Source organism: Streptomyces sp. NPDC006430 (assembly GCF_040612395.1).
In the GTDB taxonomy this organism is placed as follows: domain Bacteria; phylum Actinomycetota; class Actinomycetes; order Streptomycetales; family Streptomycetaceae; genus Streptomyces.
Genome location: NZ_JBEXQA010000024.1, coordinates 37,886 through 53,038, shown reverse-complemented (window position 1 = coordinate 53,038; position 15,153 = coordinate 37,886). Strand labels below are relative to the sequence as shown.

At 70.5% G+C, this 15,153-nt stretch carries 17 protein-coding genes; 4 read left to right on the top strand and 13 right to left on the bottom strand.

What is annotated here, in order from left to right; genetic code table 11:
- Positions 1-15 precede the first annotated feature (15 nt).
- The 11 genes from ABZZ20_RS27265 to ABZZ20_RS27215 form a co-directional block, all read right to left on the bottom strand.
- On the bottom strand, positions 16-555 hold the full coding sequence (locus tag ABZZ20_RS27265) for a TetR family transcriptional regulator (protein WP_356873978.1): 540 nt from the start codon (positions 553-555) through the stop codon (positions 16-18).
- Positions 555-875 (bottom strand): multidrug efflux SMR transporter, encoded by a 321-nt coding sequence (locus tag ABZZ20_RS27260; protein ID WP_356873976.1) that lies wholly within the window; start codon positions 873-875, stop codon positions 555-557. The genes ABZZ20_RS27265 and ABZZ20_RS27260 overlap by 1 nt, the downstream gene beginning before the upstream one ends.
- Positions 876-929: 54 nt before the next feature.
- Positions 930-2,303 (bottom strand): DUF3616 domain-containing protein, encoded by a 1,374-nt coding sequence (locus ABZZ20_RS27255; RefSeq protein ID WP_356873974.1) that lies wholly within the window; start codon positions 2,301-2,303, stop codon positions 930-932.
- 278 nt (positions 2,304-2,581) lie between these two features.
- A complete protein-coding gene (locus ABZZ20_RS27250) occupies positions 2,582-2,926 on the bottom strand; it encodes a metal-sulfur cluster assembly factor (protein WP_030388904.1) in 345 nt (114 codons plus the stop codon).
- A complete protein-coding gene (gene sufU / locus ABZZ20_RS27245) occupies positions 2,923-3,387 on the bottom strand; it encodes a Fe-S cluster assembly sulfur transfer protein SufU (protein WP_356873972.1) in 465 nt (154 codons plus the stop codon). Before sufU ends, ABZZ20_RS27250 begins: the two co-directional genes overlap by 4 nt.
- Positions 3,388-3,418: 31 nt before the next feature.
- The gene (locus ABZZ20_RS27240) at positions 3,419-4,675 is read right to left on the bottom strand and encodes a cysteine desulfurase (protein WP_356873970.1); all 1,257 of its coding nucleotides are present in this window, start codon (positions 4,673-4,675) and stop codon (positions 3,419-3,421) included.
- Positions 4,672-5,436, bottom strand: a complete 765-nt coding sequence (gene sufC, locus ABZZ20_RS27235; RefSeq protein ID WP_356873968.1) for a Fe-S cluster assembly ATPase SufC — start codon at positions 5,434-5,436, stop codon at positions 4,672-4,674. Before sufC ends, ABZZ20_RS27240 begins: the two co-directional genes overlap by 4 nt.
- A gap of 7 nt (positions 5,437-5,443) precedes the next feature.
- Complete coding sequence (locus ABZZ20_RS27230) at positions 5,444-5,761, bottom strand: bifunctional 3-phenylpropionate/cinnamic acid dioxygenase ferredoxin subunit (RefSeq protein ID WP_356873967.1); 318 nt, start codon at positions 5,759-5,761, stop codon at positions 5,444-5,446.
- Positions 5,761-6,939, bottom strand: coding sequence for a Fe-S cluster assembly protein SufD (gene sufD / locus ABZZ20_RS27225; protein WP_356873965.1), 1,179 nt, complete (start codon positions 6,937-6,939; stop codon positions 5,761-5,763). Before sufD ends, ABZZ20_RS27230 begins: the two co-directional genes overlap by 1 nt.
- Positions 6,940-7,040: 101 nt before the next feature.
- Positions 7,041-8,456 carry a Fe-S cluster assembly protein SufB gene (gene sufB / locus ABZZ20_RS27220; protein WP_356873963.1) on the bottom strand — a complete coding sequence of 472 codons (1,416 nt, stop codon included), beginning with the start codon at positions 8,454-8,456 and terminating at the stop codon, positions 7,041-7,043.
- Positions 8,453-9,196: an ArsR family transcriptional regulator gene (locus ABZZ20_RS27215; protein ID WP_356874095.1), complete on the bottom strand. Its 744-nt coding sequence runs from the start codon at positions 9,194-9,196 to the stop codon at positions 8,453-8,455. Before ABZZ20_RS27215 ends, sufB begins: the two co-directional genes overlap by 4 nt.
- Before the next feature lie 295 nt (positions 9,197-9,491).
- Here ABZZ20_RS27215 and ABZZ20_RS27210 point away from each other — a divergent pair, with 295 nt between their 5' ends.
- From ABZZ20_RS27210 to ABZZ20_RS27195, 4 genes are all read left to right on the top strand, one after another.
- Entirely contained in the window at positions 9,492-10,418 is a 927-nt protein-coding gene (locus tag ABZZ20_RS27210) for an ABC transporter ATP-binding protein (RefSeq protein ID WP_356873961.1), read from the top strand.
- The gene (locus tag ABZZ20_RS27205) at positions 10,415-11,197 is read left to right on the top strand and encodes an ABC transporter permease (protein ID WP_356873959.1); all 783 of its coding nucleotides are present in this window, start codon (positions 10,415-10,417) and stop codon (positions 11,195-11,197) included. The genes ABZZ20_RS27210 and ABZZ20_RS27205 overlap by 4 nt, the downstream gene beginning before the upstream one ends.
- Before the next feature lie 84 nt (positions 11,198-11,281).
- Positions 11,282-12,439 carry a hypothetical protein gene (locus tag ABZZ20_RS27200; RefSeq protein WP_356873957.1) on the top strand — a complete coding sequence of 386 codons (1,158 nt, stop codon included), beginning with the start codon at positions 11,282-11,284 and terminating at the stop codon, positions 12,437-12,439.
- A gap of 4 nt (positions 12,440-12,443) precedes the next feature.
- Positions 12,444-13,433, top strand: a complete 990-nt coding sequence (locus ABZZ20_RS27195) for a COX15/CtaA family protein (RefSeq protein ID WP_356873955.1) — start codon at positions 12,444-12,446, stop codon at positions 13,431-13,433.
- A gap of 91 nt (positions 13,434-13,524) precedes the next feature.
- On the opposite strand, the gene ABZZ20_RS27190 is transcribed toward ABZZ20_RS27195, so the two are convergent.
- Together ABZZ20_RS27190 and ABZZ20_RS27185 are read right to left on the bottom strand one after the other, a co-directional pair.
- The gene (locus ABZZ20_RS27190; RefSeq protein WP_356873953.1) at positions 13,525-14,652 is read right to left on the bottom strand and encodes an amidohydrolase family protein; all 1,128 of its coding nucleotides are present in this window, start codon (positions 14,650-14,652) and stop codon (positions 13,525-13,527) included.
- A gap of 139 nt (positions 14,653-14,791) precedes the next feature.
- Positions 14,792-15,136 (bottom strand): hypothetical protein, encoded by a 345-nt coding sequence (locus ABZZ20_RS27185; RefSeq protein WP_356873951.1) that lies wholly within the window; start codon positions 15,134-15,136, stop codon positions 14,792-14,794.
- Positions 15,137-15,153: the final 17 nt, after the last annotated feature.

Sequence of the window (15,153 nt, the reverse complement as noted above, 5' to 3'; positions counted from 1 at the left end):
GGATCGGGCGGACTGCTACCGGCGCGACAGGATGCGCGCCAGCACCTCGCGGGCGTACGGCTCGTCGTACTCCGATCCCGTCAGCAGCACCTGCAGACTGATCCCGTCCATCACCGCGACCAGCGCCCGCGCCGTCGCCTGGTCCACCCGGTCACCCAGAGCGGCGCAGACCTGCCTCGTCCACTCGGCGGCCACCGGCCTCAGCGCCGGCCGCCGCAGGGCCTCCAGGTAGAGCTCGTACTCCAGCTGCGCCCTCCCCCGGTCCGCCGACAGGAACTCCCCCAGCGCGCGGGCGAGCCCGGCCGCCAGGTCCTCCCCCGGGGTGGCGGCCGGCACCGTCAGGGAGCCCTCGTTCGCCTGGCGCAGCGCGGCGACCAGCAGGTCGTCCAACGTCTTGAAGTGGTACGTGGTCGAGCCGAGCGGAACATCCGCTTCCGCCGCCACGCTGCGGTGGCTCAGCCCCGCGATGCCCTTGGCACCCACCACCCGGATCGCCGCGTCGATGATCCGCTGCCGCCGCTCCGGGTCGTACCTGCGGCCACCGGTGGTCGCCATCAGTGCGCACCGCCCAGGTTCAACAGCACCACCCCGCCGATGATCAGCGCGATTCCGGCGATCTTCGCGGCAGTGGCCGCCTCCCCCATGAACACCATGCCCAGCGCGGCGATGGTGGCCGTGCCGACCCCGGCCCATATCGCGTACGCGGTGCCCACCGACATCGACTTCAGTGTCTGGGCGAGCAACGTGAAGGCGATGGCGTAGCCCACCAGCGTGCCCAGCGACGGCCACAGCTTCGTGAAGCCGTCGCTGAACTTCATGGCGGTGGTGCCGGCCACCTCGGCGGCGATGGCCGCGGCAAGCAGTACGTAAGGCATGCGTACGAGTGTACGCATCGTTGTGTACGGTCGTACACAACGACTGGCGGGGAATCAGTTCAGGGTGAACCAGGCCGCACGCGCCTTCTTCCACTCCGGGTGCGTCAGGTCCTTGGCCTCGACCCCGTCCCCGTACAGATCCGCGGACCCGCTGTCCGTCACCAGCTGCACCCGCGCGCCCGCCACCGACAGGTCCGGCACGTCCACGATGGCCTCCCAGCCGCCCGGGTCCGTCGTCGGCAGGTCGGCCCGCTTGACCGGGGCATGGCCCGCGATCCCGTCCCACTGGTAGAGCGCGTACGGGTCCGCGTTGTCGTCCGCGGCCCAGGAGCCGGCCAGGATCAGGTACTGGTCCGCCGCGTTCTTGCGGATGTCGCGGACCGACAGCCCACCGAGGTCGAGCTCGATGCCCGCCCCGAAGGTCGCCGCGGCCCCGCTCGACAGCACCCGATCGAAGTTCGTCACCGGCACGATCAGTGCCCTGCCGCCGAGCACGGCCGGGGCCAGCGGGGCACGGAAGCCCACGTACGCGGTCGTGGTCGAGCCCGGCGCGAACTCCAGTCCCTCCACGTTGAACCCGTCGACCTGCTTCGGAGCCTCGCCGTCCGCCGTCCCGGCGGCGAAGCCGTAGCGGTCGCCGTTCGCCTCGTCCCAGGCCACCAGGTCATCGCGGAGCCGCTTGTAGGCGCGCCCGTACGCGAGCTGCGTGCCCGCACCGGAGCCGCTGACCGTGGTGGTGAACACCGTGTTCCGGGGCGCCTTGTAGATGCCGTCCTTGTTGTTGCCGAGCGAGCCGGTCCAGTAGATGGTGTTGCCGATCCGGGTCGCGCCCTCGATGTCCACCTCCTTGGTGACGCCGAGCTGCGCGCCGAAGTCCCAGGTCCTGACCGGCGCCCCCGAAGCGGAACGGTCGTACAGCCGCAGCACGTTGTTCTCGTCGTCGGCTACCACGGTGTAGCCGCCGCCCACGTCCACGGCGGCCGAGGAATCCGAGGCCCCGGTGAAGTACCGTGCGTCGGCCGGGTTCTGCACGGCGGACGAAGCGGCGTAGTACAGGGTCTTGGTGGCGGTCTTGCCGCCCAGACCGGTCACCTTGACGGTGAGGTTGGTGTAGCCGCGGCCCCGCGCGGTGACGGCCAGCTGCCGCACCGCCCCAGCCCCGGTGACGGTCACGTCGCCTGTGCCGGCGACCGAGGCCCGGCTCGACGCGGAGGCGCTGACGGTCAGCGCGGACGCGTCGGCTCCGCTCTGGCCCACGGTCACCTTCACCACGGGATCCCCGACCGCGCCGACGGCCCCGGACAGGTACGACGCGGACAGGGCGATGGTCGGCGTGCCGTACGTCACCGCCCGTGCGGGCACGACCGTGACCGTCCCGGCGACGACCAGCGCCGCGATCCCTGCAATGCCCAGCTGCTGCTGCTTCATCGGTGTCCCCCAGGTGTCGGGCCGAACACGGACCCACGGACCCACGGCTCCAGGAACCGCGGGCCACGGACCCACGCACCGTGATCCACGGCCCCCCGGACCGGTGCGGTCCGCGCGTGTACGGCCTCACGTCACGACGGCCGTCGAGAAGGTTCGGCCACCGGGGCCAACTCCCGGTGCACTTCAACCGTCCGCCGGACGAACACGCAGGGCCCGTGGAACGAGAGAGGGCCCCGGCAGTGCCGGGGCCCTCCTCGAAATGCAGCAGATCAAGCGGGTCAGACGTTGAAGCCGAGCGCGCGCAGCTGCTCACGGCCGTCGTCCGTGATCTTGTCCGGGCCCCACGGGGGCATCCAGACCCAGTTGATGCGGAGCTCGTTGACGATGCCGTCCGTCGCCGACTTCGCCTGGTCCTCGATGACGTCCGTCAGCGGGCAGGCCGCCGAGGTCAGCGTCATGTCGAGGGTGGCGATGTTCGCGTCGTCGATGTGGATGCCGTAGATCAGGCCCAGGTTGACGACGTCGATCCCCAGCTCGGGGTCCACCACGTCGTAGAGGGCCTCGCGGACCTCCTCCTCGGTGGCCGGCTTGATCGACGCCTCGGGCGTCGCGTTCTCGGTCATACCGTCTTCCTCTCCGCGCCGTCGCCCAGCGCCTGGGCGGTCGCGTCCTTCCAGGCCATCCAGCTCAGCAGAGCACACTTCACACGAGCCGGGTACTTGGAGACGCCGACGAACGCGACCGCGTCCTCCAGCACCTCCTCCATGGCCTCGTCGGGCTCGATCTTGCCCTTCGACTGCATCATCTCCAGGAACACGCCCTGGATCTTCTGCGCCTCGGCCAGCTCCTTGCCGACGAGCAGCTCGTTCAGTACGGACGCGCTGGCCTGGCTGATGGAGCAGCCCTGGCCCTCGTACGAGACATCGGTCAGCGTCTCGCCGTCGTACTTCACGCGCAGCGTGATCTCGTCGCCGCACGTCGGGTTGACGTGGTGCACCTCGGCGTCGCCGTCGCGCAGGCCACGCCCGTGCGGGTGCTTGTAGTGGTCCAGGATCAGTTCCTGGTACATCGAATCCAGCTTCACTGCGGCCCCAGCGCGTTCGTAGCTCTCGTCATCATCCGAAGAAGTTCCGTACGTGCTCCAGCCCGTCGATCAGCGCGTCGACGTCGGCCGGAGAGGAGTACAGGTAGAAAGACGCTCGCGTGGTCGCAGGAATTCCGTAGCGCAGGCAGACCGGGCGCGCGCAGTGGTGTCCCACGCGGACCGCGATGCCCTGCTCGTCCAGGACCTGGCCGACGTCGTGCGGGTGGATGTCACCGAGCGTGAAGGAGATCGCGGCTCCGCGGTCCTCGGCCGTGGTGGGGCCGATGATCCGCAGGTCGGGGACCTCCAGGAGGCGCTTGACCGCGTACTCGGTGATCGCGTGCTCGTGCGCGGCGATCTTGTCCATGCCGATCGCGGTGAGGTAGTCCACGGCCGCACCGAGGCCGACGGCCTGGGCGATCGGGGGCGTACCCGCCTCGAACTTGTGCGGCGCCGGGGCGTACGTCGAGGCGTGCATCGACACGGTCTCGATCATCTCGCCGCCACCGAGGAACGGAGGCAGGTCCTCCAGGAGCTCCTGGCGACCCCAGAGCACGCCGATGCCGGTCGGGCCGCACATCTTGTGGCCGGTGAAGGCCACGAAGTCGGCGCCGAGCGCCTGCACGTCCAGCGGCATGTGCGGAGCGGCCTGCGAGGCATCGATCAGCACCAGCGCGCCGACCTCCTGCGCACGGCGGACGATCGCCTCGACCGGGTTGATCGTGCCCATGATGTTGGAGACCAGCGTGAAGGAGACGATCTTCGTCTTCTCCGTGATGACCTCTTCGATGTTGGACAGGTCGAGCCGGCCGTCCTCGGTCAGGCCGAACCACTTCAGCTTCGCGCCGGTGCGCTGCGAGAGCAGCTGCCACGGCACGATGTTGGAGTGGTGCTCCATCTCCGTGATGGCGATCTCGGTCTCGCGGTCGACCCGGTAGGGCTCGTCCGCCCAGCCGAGCATGTTCGCGACCAGGTTGAGCGACTCCGAGGCGTTCTTCGTGAAGATGACCTCGTCGCGGCTCGGCGCGTTGATGAAGGCGGCGACCTTGTCGCGAGCGCCCTCGTACAGTGCCGTGGCCTCCTCGGCGAGCACGTGCACGCCGCGGTGGACGTTGGCGTTGTGCCGTTCGTAGTAGGTGTTCAGCGCCTCGAGCACCTGGCGCGGCTTCTGCGAGGTCGCCGCATTGTCCAGATAAACGATCTTCTTCCCGTCGTGGACCACACGATCCAGCAGGGGGAAGTCCTTGCGGATCGCCTCGGTGTCGAGGAGGCCAGGCAGCTGTGTCACGCGGTCGCGCCACCCTTCACGTACTTGTCGTAGCCCTCGGCCTCCAGCTGGTCCGCGAGCTCGGCGCCACCGGACTCGGCGATGCGACCGTTCGCGAACACGTGCACGAAGTCGGGCTTGATGTAGCGCAGGATGCGCGTGTAGTGGGTGATCAGCAGGGTGCCGACCTCACCGGTCTCGCGGACGCGGTTGACGCCCTCGGAGACGATGCGCAGGGCGTCGACGTCGAGGCCGGAGTCGGTCTCGTCGAGGATCGCGATCTTCGGCTTGAGGAGCTCCAGCTGGAGGATCTCGTGGCGCTTCTTCTCACCGCCGGAGAAGCCCTCGTTGACGTTGCGCTCGGCGAAGGCCGGGTCCATCTGGAGCTGCTCCATGGCGGACTTGACCTCCTTCACCCAGGTGCGCAGCTTGGGGGCCTCGCCGCGGACGGCGGTGGCCGAGGTGCGCAGGAAGTTGGAGACCGAGACGCCGGGGACCTCGACCGGGTACTGCATGGCGAGGAAGACGCCGGCGCGGGCGCGCTCGTCGACGGACATCTCCAGGACGTCTTCGCCATCGAGGGTCACGGTGCCACCGGTGACGGTGTACTTCGGGTGACCGGCCAGCGAGTACGCCAGCGTGGACTTGCCGGAGCCGTTCGGACCCATGATGGCGTGCGTCTCACCCTGCTTGACGGTGAGGTCGACGCCCTTGAGGATCTCGCGGGCGCCGTTCTCGGCCTCGACGGAGACGTGCAGGTCGTGGATTTCAAGCGTTGCCATGGATACCTCAGGACTCCTGGGTGAGGGAGACGAGCACGTCGTCCCCTTCGATCTTTACGGGGTATACGGGTACGGGGCGCGTCGCGGGCAGACCGGACGGCTTGCCGGTGCGCAGGTCGAAGGACGACCCGTGCAGCCAGCACTCGATCATGCAGTCCTCGACCTCGCCCTCCGAGAGCGAGACGTTCGCGTGGGAGCAGATGTCGTTGATCGCGAACACCTCGCCCTCGGCACGGACGAGGGACACCGGCGTGCCGTCGAGCTCCACCCGCTTCGGGGTGTTCTCCTCCAGCTCACTCAGCGCACAGGCCTTGACGTAGGTCATCAGACGGACGCCTCAAGCTCGGTCTCGATCTTGGTCAGCAGTCGCTCCTCGATGTCCGGGACACCGATCTGCTGGACGAGCTCGGCGAAGAAGCCGCGCACGACCAGGCGGCGGGCCTCGTCGGCCGGGATTCCGCGGGCCTGGAGGTAGAAGAGCTGCTCGTCGTCGAAGCGGCCGGTCGCGGAGGCGTGGCCGGCACCGACGATCTCGCCGGTCTCGATCTCCAGGTTCGGCACCGAGTCGACCCGCGCACCGTCCGTGAGGACGAGGTTGCGGTTCATCTCGTAGGTGTCGGTGCCCTCGGCGCTCTTCTCGATGAGCACGTCACCGATCCAGACGGCGTGGGCGCCGTCGCCCTGCAGCGCACCCTTGTAGACGACGTGGGACTTGCAGTGCGGGGCGTCGTGCGTGACCAGCAGGCGGTGCTCCTGGTGCTGGTCGGCGTCCGTGAAGTACAGGCCGAGGAGCTCGGCCTCGCCGCCGGGGCCCGCGTAGCTGACCCGCGGGTGCAGGCGTACGACGTCGCCGCCGAAGGTGACCACGATCGACTTGAAGGTCGCGTCGCGGCCGATCAGCGTGTTGTGCTGGGAGCAGTGGACGGCGGTGTCGTCCCAGTCCTGCACGGACACGACGGTCAGCTTGGCGCCGTCGCCGACCAGGAAGTCGACGTTGGCGGCGCGCACGCCGTCGCCGGTGTGGTCGATGACGATGACGGCCTCGGCGAAGGCCTGTACGTCGAAGACGGTGTGCCCGAAGGTCGTGCCGCCCTCGCCGTGCAGCGAGAGGCGCACCGGCTCGGTCAGAACGGCCTCCTTGGGCACCGTGACGACCGTGGCCTTGGCGAAGGACGAGAACGCCTGGGCGGCGACCCGGTCCACCGGGGTGCCGGCCTTGCCGATGCGCGCGTCGTCGCGCTCGACGGACTCGACCGTGACGCCCTCGGGCGCGTCGATCTGGGCCTTCATGGTGCCGTTGGCGACCGCGGTGCCGTCGTGCAGGCCACGCAGGCGGGCCAGCGGGGTGAACCGCCACTCCTCCTCGCGGCCGTGGGGCACGGGGAAGTCCGCCACGTCGAAGGACGGGGGCGCACTCATCCGGGTGGCGACGGTGGACTCGGCGGCCACCGCGATCGCGCCGGCGGTGGTCGAACCCGCCGGAATGTTCTGAGCCTCAGCCATGGCTGTCGTCTTGCTCACTCTCTTTGAAGAACACTGGCTACGTCGTTGCGGTCCTCGGCCGGCCGGGCCGCGGACCGTGGAGCTGGGGTGGGCGGTCGGGACTAACCGACCGAGCCCTCCATCTGCAGCTCGATCAGCCGGTTCAGCTCCAGGGCGTACTCCATGGGCAGCTCGCGCGCGATGGGCTCGACGAAGCCGCGCACGATCATGGCCATGGCCTCGAACTCCGTCAGACCGCGGCTCATCAGGTAGAAGAGCTGGTCGTCGGAGACCTTGGAGACGGTGGCCTCGTGGCCCATGGAGACGTCGTCCTCGCGCACGTCCACGTACGGGTACGTGTCCGAGCGGGAGATCGTGTCGACCAGGAGCGCGTCGCAGAGCACGTTCGACTTGGAGCCGTGGGCGCCCTCGCCGATCTCGACCAGGCCGCGGTACGAGGTACGGCCGCCGCCCCGCGCCACCGACTTGGAGACGATGTTGGAGGAGGTGTTCGGCGCCATGTGGACCATCTTGGAGCCGGCGTCCTGGTGCTGGCCCTCGCCCGCGAAGGCGATGGACAGGGTCTCGCCCTTGGCGTGCTCGCCCATCAGGTAGACGGCCGGGTACTTCATGGTGACCTTGGAACCGATGTTGCCGTCGATCCACTCCATGGTCGCGCCCTCGTACGCCACGGCGCGCTTGGTGACCAGGTTGTAGACGTTGTTCGACCAGTTCTGGATGGTCGTGTAGCGGCAGCGGCCGCCCTTCTTCACGATGATCTCGACCACGGCGCTGTGCAGCGAGTCCGAGGAGTAGATCGGGGCGGTGCAGCCCTCGACGTAGTGGACGTACGCGTCCTCGTCGACGATGATCAGCGTCCGCTCGAACTGGCCCATGTTCTCCGTGTTGATGCGGAAGTAGGCCTGGAGCGGGATGTCGACCTTGACGCCCTTGGGCACGTAGATGAACGAGCCGCCCGACCACACGGCGGTGTTCAGCGACGCGAACTTGTTGTCGCCGACCGGGATGACCGTGCCGAAGTACTCCTGGAAGAGCTCCGGGTGCTCCTTGAGCGCGGTGTCCGTGTCGAGGAAGATGACGCCCTGCTCCTCCAGGTCCTCGCGGATCTGGTGGTAGACGACCTCGGACTCGTACTGGGCGGCGACACCGGCGACGAGGCGCTGCTTCTCCGCCTCCGGGATGCCGAGCTTGTCGTACGTGTTCTTGATGTCCTCGGGCAGGTCCTCCCACGAAGCGGCCTGCTTCTCGGTGGAACGCACGAAGTACTTGATGTTGTCGAAGTCGATGCCGGAGAGGTCGGAGCCCCAGGTCGGCATGGGCTTCTTGTCGAACAGCTTGAGGCCCTTGAGACGGAGCTTCAGCATCCACTCGGGCTCGTTCTTCTTCTCCGAGATGTCGCGGACGACGTCTTCGGACAGACCTCGCTTGGCAGCCGCGCCGGCCGCGTCGGAGTCGGCCCAGCCGTACTCGTAGTTGCCCAGACCCTCGAGCTCAGGGTGAGCAGTCTCCGTGGTCATGCGGGGTTCCTCCCGGCCGTGCTTGCAGATACTGATGTGTCGGTCTGTGTGGTGCCCGCGCCTCGCGGGATGAACGTCGTGCACACCTCGTCGCCGTGGGCGATCGTGGCGAGGCGCTGCACATGCGTCCCGAGCAGGCGGGAGAAGACCTCGGTCTCCGCCTCGCAGAGCTGCGGGAACTGCTCGGCGACGTGGGCGACCGGGCAGTGGTGCTGGCAGAGCTGTTCACCGCTGCGCGGACCAGGAGCGCTCTTCGCCGTAGCAGCGTACCCGTCTGCGGTCAACGCCTTGGCCAGGGCCTCGGTGCGCTGAGCGGGAGCGGCGGCTTCGAGGCTCTTGCGGTAGGCCTCGGCCTGTGCGTCCATCCGCGCCCTGGCGAAGGCGGCGATGGCCGCGTCCCCCTGCTCACCGCCGCCGGCGGCCTGCGCGATCCAGCGCAGTGCGTCCGCAGCGAGCGAGTCGTAGGACTGGTCGAACGCGTCGCGACCGCAGTCGGTCAGCGCGAAGACCTTGGCGGGCCGGCCCCGGGTGCGCGCGCCGTAGACGCGCTGCTCACGCGGTTCGACCACGTCGTCGGCGACGAGCGTGTCGAGGTGGCGGCGTACGGCGGCCTGGGTGAGGCCGAGGCGTGCGGCGAGGTCGGCGACGGTGGACGGACCGTGGTCCAGGATCGAGCGCGCGACCCGGTTGCGGGTTGACCGCTCCCCGGTAGCGAGTTCCCCCTGTGGGGCCTCGATCATCCGTTCGCCGTATTTCACAACGCCATTGTTGCGTAATTAGTCGAGCTCCGACAAGCCGTGACGGACGCCACTCCTGGTGGCCTCCATCACTAAGGGTTACCTAATCTGTCCACACAGGGTTAAGCGGAGGGCAGTGATCCGCCATCTCGCCGGGCCCTCCCTCGGGCCGCCGCACGGCCCCCACCAGCAATCCTCAAGGTCGTGCACACGGTCGTGGACACGGGGCTCACAGGGGTCAGCACCCCTTCGACCCTGGCGCCCCGGACCCCCTTCCCCGCTCCGTAGACTCACCCGCATGAGCAACGACCCCGCCGTGGAGATCCGCGGACTGGTGAAGCGGTACGGCCCCAAGACGGCCGTGGACGGCCTGGATCTCACCATCCGGAGAGCCTCGGTCACCGCGGTCCTCGGCCCCAACGGCGCGGGCAAGACCACCACGGTGGAAACCTGCGAGGGCTACCGCCGCCCCGACTCCGGAACCGTTCGCGTCCTCGGCGTCGACCCCGTCTCCCAGGCCGAGGCGCTGCGCCCGCGGATCGGCGTCATGCTCCAGTCCGGTGGCGTGTACTCCGGCGCCCGCGCCGTCGAGATGCTGCGCCACATGGCCCAGCTGTACGCCGACCCGCTCGACGTGGACGTCCTGGTGGAGCGCCTGGGGCTGGGCGGCTGCGGCCGTACCCCCTACCGGCGGCTCTCCGGCGGCCAGCAGCAGCGCCTCTCCCTCGCCATGGCCGTGGTGGGCCGCCCCGAGCTGGTCTTCCTGGACGAGCCGACCGCGGGCCTGGACCCGCAGGCCCGCCGGGCGACCTGGGACCTGGTCCGGGAACTGCGCGCCGACGGGGTCACCGTCGTCCTCACCACCCACCACATGGACGAGGCCGAGCAGCTCGCGGACGAGGTGGCCATCGTCAATGCCGGCCGGGTCATCGCGCACGGCAGCCCCGAGCAGCTGTGCCGCGGCGGCGCCGAGAACACCCTGCGCTTCACCGGCCGGCCCGCCCTCGACCTGGCCGCGCTGCTGAAGGCGCTACCCGACGGCACGGAGGCGGCCGAGCTCAGCGCGGGGGTCTACCGGGTCACCGGCACCGTGGACCCGCAGATGCTGGCCACCGTCGCCTCCTGGTGCGCCCAGCACGGGGTGATGCCGAGCAGCCTCTCGGTGGAGCGGCACACCCTCGAAGACGTATTCCTCGAACTCACCGGTAAGGAGCTGCGCGCATGAGCGCCGGTACGTTCGCCCCCAACCCGGGGGCCGCGCCCGTGTCCCGCATGATCCTCGCCCAGACGGCGCTCGAAACCCGGATGCTGCTGCGCAACGGCGAGCAGCTGCTGCTGACGGTGATCATCCCGGCGCTGCTGCTGGTGCTGTTCTCGGCCGTGGACATCATCACGGTGCCCCTCGCGGAGGGGGGCACCGAGAAGTCCGTGGACTTCCTGGCTCCCGGCATCCTGGCGCTGGCCGTGATGTCCACCGCCTTCACCGGCCAGGCGATCGCCACCGGCTTCGACCGCCGCTACGGGGTCCTCAAGCGGCTCGGCGCCTCTCCCCTGCCGCGCTGGGCATTGATGGCGGCCAAGACCCTGTCCGTGCTGGTCACCGAGGTGCTCCAGATCGCTCTGCTCACGGTGATCGCCCTCGCGCTGGGCTGGTCCCCGCACGGGAACCCGCTCTCCGTGGCCGCACTGGTCCTGCTCGCCACCGCCGCCTTCTCCGGGCTCGGACTGCTGATGGCGGGCACCCTCAGGGCCGAGGCGACGTTGGCCGCCGCCAACCTGGTCTTCCTGCTGCTGCTGGTCGGCGGCGGGGTGATCGTGCCGATGGAGAAGTTCCCCGGTGCGGTGCAGTCCGTCCTGGGCCTGCTGCCCATCTCGGCGCTGTCCGACGGGCTGCGCGAGGTGCTCCAGCACGGGGCCGCGCTTCCGTGGGGGGACGCGGCCGTGCTCGCCCTCTGGGCCGTCCTCGGGCTCGGCGCCGCCGCGAAGCTCTTCCGCTGGGAGTGATTCCGCCGGGCCGATCGTTGTCCCGGCAGGAGGATGTGCGCGGCCCCGCAGGGGCGGCGCACACCAGGACGCCGGGGGGCGGGCATGGCGCAGCGGGAAGCCGTACTACGGCTGGACGAACAGTGGGACCGGATCCGGTCGGGGGCCGTTCGAGCGGCGCCCGCCGAGGCCGAGGGGCTGCTGCAGGAGCTGATCGGCGCACTGCGCGAACCGGCCGGGACCGATCCGGAGTGTGCGGCGCGGCTCGGCCTGCGCCTGGGTGACCTGGCGGCCCGGCGCTTCGCCGGCGGCGACCGCGCCGGGGCGCTGGCGGCCGTCGAGGAGGGGCTGCGGTACGCGCAGCAAGCCGCAGGACACGACCCCGAGTACGCCCGCTGGTACGCCCGGGGCTTGATCAACCACGGGGTCTGGCTGGCCTGGCCACTGAGCGACGGGGAGAGGCTGCCCCGGTACCCGTTGGGCCCGAAGGCCGAGACCGGGCCGAGCGCCATGGAGCGGGCGGCGGGAGAGCGCGCCCGGGACCTGACCCGGGCCGCGGTCGATGTGTGGGCCGCCCTGGACCAGCGCGATCCCGTAAACCGGCGGGGCCTGGCGCAGGCCGAGGTGTTCCTCGGGGACCGTCTCGCGGAGCTGGGCTCCACGGAGGATGCGGTGGCGTGGGCGGTGGACGCGGAGGGCGCTTTCCGACAGCTGTTGCTCGCGGACCCCGGTTCGCAGGAGGCTCAGGAGACCCAGGAAGCGGAGGAGGCCCTCGACCACATCGGCCGCCAGCTGGAACTGCGCCTGCGCTTCCTCTCGTTCGACTCCCTGGTGAACCTGCGCGCACGGGGCCTGCTGGCCGAACGGCTGCTGCCCCGGGCGGTGGTGGCGGCCCGGATCGACGGGGTGGCCGAGTCCGAGATCGCGTCCGGGCTGCACCTCGACGCCGAGCAGGTGCGCACGATGCTGGAGGTCACCCCCTGGCGCGCGGTGTGGCGCTTCGAGGTGCGAGGTCCTGACGGGTTGTGGGCCGTACAGGAACATCCGTGGCACAGCAGGACAGACATAAGAAATAGGACGGCCGAGGACGTAGGCCTCGAATTGGCGCACGGATTCAGGGGGTCGGCGGACTACCCGGGAGACGGCGCCCATTGGCGCCTGCTCCTTTGGTGGCACGCGGAAGGCGACCCCGCGGGGGCTCGGTTCCGGCTGCTCGTCGGACCCGACACATCCTTGGGCGGCCCTTCGGACACCCCCTCGTGAAAGTTTGCACAAGGCCGCGCGTACGATAAAGGCCGTGTTGACCCCTCTCGCTTACCTCGCCAGCCGCTGGACCCCGTCACCCCGGACCGTCCGGCGGGCCGCGCTCGCCGCGCTCCTCATGAGCGTGGCCATCGTCGTCACCGGCGGTGCGGTGCGCCTGACCGGATCCGGTCTCGGCTGCGACACCTGGCCCAAATGCACCGACGACAGCCTGATCGTGACCCAGGAGCAGGGCTTCCACGGGGCCGTGGAGTTCGGCAACCGCATGCTGACGTACGTGCTCTGCGCGGCCGTCGGCTGGGGCATCGTCACGGCCCGCTCGGCCACGCCCTGGCGACGTTCCCTGACCAGGCTCGGCTGGCTCCAGTTCTTCATCGTGATGGGCAACGCCGTCCTCGGCGGCATCACGGTCCTGACGGGCCTCAACCCGTACAGCGTCGCCGGGCACTTCCTGCTCGCCACCTCGCTGATCACCGTAACGACGATCACCTGGCAGCGCACCGGCGAGGGCGACGCCGCTCCCCGGCCGCGCGTGCCCGGTCCGGTGCGCAAGCTCGCGTGGGCCCTGCTGGCCACGACCCTGGCGCTGATCGCGGCGGGCACGGTGGTCACGGGTTCCGGTCCGCACGCCGGAGACAGCAGCGAGATCAAGCGGATGCCGTTCGACTGGGCGGCCACCGCCCATGTCCACGCGATCTCCGCCTGGCTGGTGTGCGCGCTCGCCGTGGCCATGTGGCTGGTGCTGCGCGTGGTCGACGCGCCCGTCGACACCCGGGCGCGTGCCCGGGACCTGCTGCTCGTCCTGCTCGCCCAGGGCGCCGTCGGCTACGTGCAGTACTTCACCCACGTGCCCGAGGTCCTGGTCGCCGCCCACATGCTGGGTTCCTGCCTGGTGTGGATCGCCGCGCTCCGTGTGGCGCTGAGCCTGCGGGAGCGGCCCGCCGCGCAGGCGGACATCCCGGCGCAGGGCGACCCGCAGCTCTCCTCCGTCTGATCCGCCCGAGCCACCCGATCCGCCCGCACCGGCAGGGGCTTTCGAAGCCGGCGCGGGCGTCCGGGGCGGCTCGGCGTCCTCCCGGAGCGGCTCACCCGTGCCCGTCCAGCCGGTAGACGCGGCGGGCGTTGCCCGCCGCGATCATCGCCGCGACCCGTTCGGCGTCCCGCCAGGACCAGGCCCCCTCGGCGACCCAGCCGCCCAGCACCCGGCCCAGTGCCTCCCTGAACACCAGGGCGCCCACCGCGTGCAGTTCGGGCAGCTGCCGCCCGCCGCTGGAGAACAGCAGCTTGCCGAAGGGAGCGAGCTCCAGCACCTCGGCCAGCACTGCCGCGGCCCGCGCGCCGCTCTGCCCGAGGGCCGCGCCGAGATCGGCGTGTACGTGCGGGAACGCGGCTGCCAGCTGGGCGGCCTGCCGGTGGTGCGGGTACCCGCCGAGCAGCACCAGCCGGGTACTCAGCCCCGCAGTGGCCCGTACGAACTCCGTCAGCAGCATCGGATCGGCCCGGCCCGGCCGCTGCCCCGGCTCCCCCACCCCGACGCCCGTATGCAATTGCAGCGGCAGCCCGGTCGCCACCGCGCTCCACAGCAGGTGTCGCAGGAGCACGGGGTCCCGTACGGACCCGCCCTTGGAGCGCTGGTCCAGCCACCGCCCGGCTGCCCCGCGGACCTCGCCCGGGCCGGGCGGTTCGGGGGCGCGTTCGAGGACGGCGGCGTACCCCGCGTCGGCGCCACAGGTGAAGGCCACGGCCGCGACGGCGGCGTGGTGGACGGCCTCGGCGAGGTTGGCGAGGAAGGCGGGCACCGTCCCCGAGGTGTCCGCGACCTGTTCGGCCAGCAACTCCAGCCGTACGACCTCGAAGGCGTCGGCGTCCCCCGAGAGCGCCAGTTCCTTGGGCCCGGTGAGGTCCCCGGGCGCCCCCGTGTCGACCAGGTAGGCGGCGACGCCGGAGCCGCGCAGCAGTCGGCGCCCGGATTCGACCACGCCCAGCTCGCGCCGTCGGGCCAGGTACCGGGCGGGGGCGCAGTGCGGCTCCAGTCCCAGCAGCGGTGGGCACCAGCGGCGCACGGCGAAGCCGGTCTGGGTGTCGAAGAAGGTGGTTCCCGCGGCCGGCGGGCCGGCCGAGCGGATCAGCTGTGCCTCGAAGGTGCCGAGGCCCAGCTCCGTACGGAGGACCCCGTGGCAGTACTGGTCCACCAGGGGCGGCGTTTCGATCATCCGGGCATCCCGTTGCGGACGTGAGGAAGGGGCTTCCACACGTCCTAACGGGTGAGCGGGGTGTGAGGTGTTCCTCGCGCTGTTGACCGAGCGCCCACCTGGGGGTCCCCGGAGCGGACCGTCCCGGGAGCGGCGGGGCTCAGGCCGCCGGGTTCGCCGCCCCGCCGAGCTGGATGCCGGCCATCCGCGTCCACTCGTACGGGCCCGTCTTCACGCGGGCGGCGAACTCGCCGTCGAACTCCTCGTGGAGGGTCAGGCCGGCCCTCTCGGCAGCCAGCTCGGCCACCGCGTAGGTCGGGGCGACCAAGTCTCCCCAGCCGCCGTCCGTGCCGACGAGCACGATGCGGGTGCCGGCCTGGCCGATGTGCGCGAGCTGGCCCTCGGCGCCGCCGTGCTGCTTGGCGAACGCGCCGATCTGCTTGGCCAGCTTCGCGGCCGTCCGGTCCTGCTTCTTGTCTGCGGTGTCCGCGGTGGTGTCTGCCATGAACAGCATGCTACCGG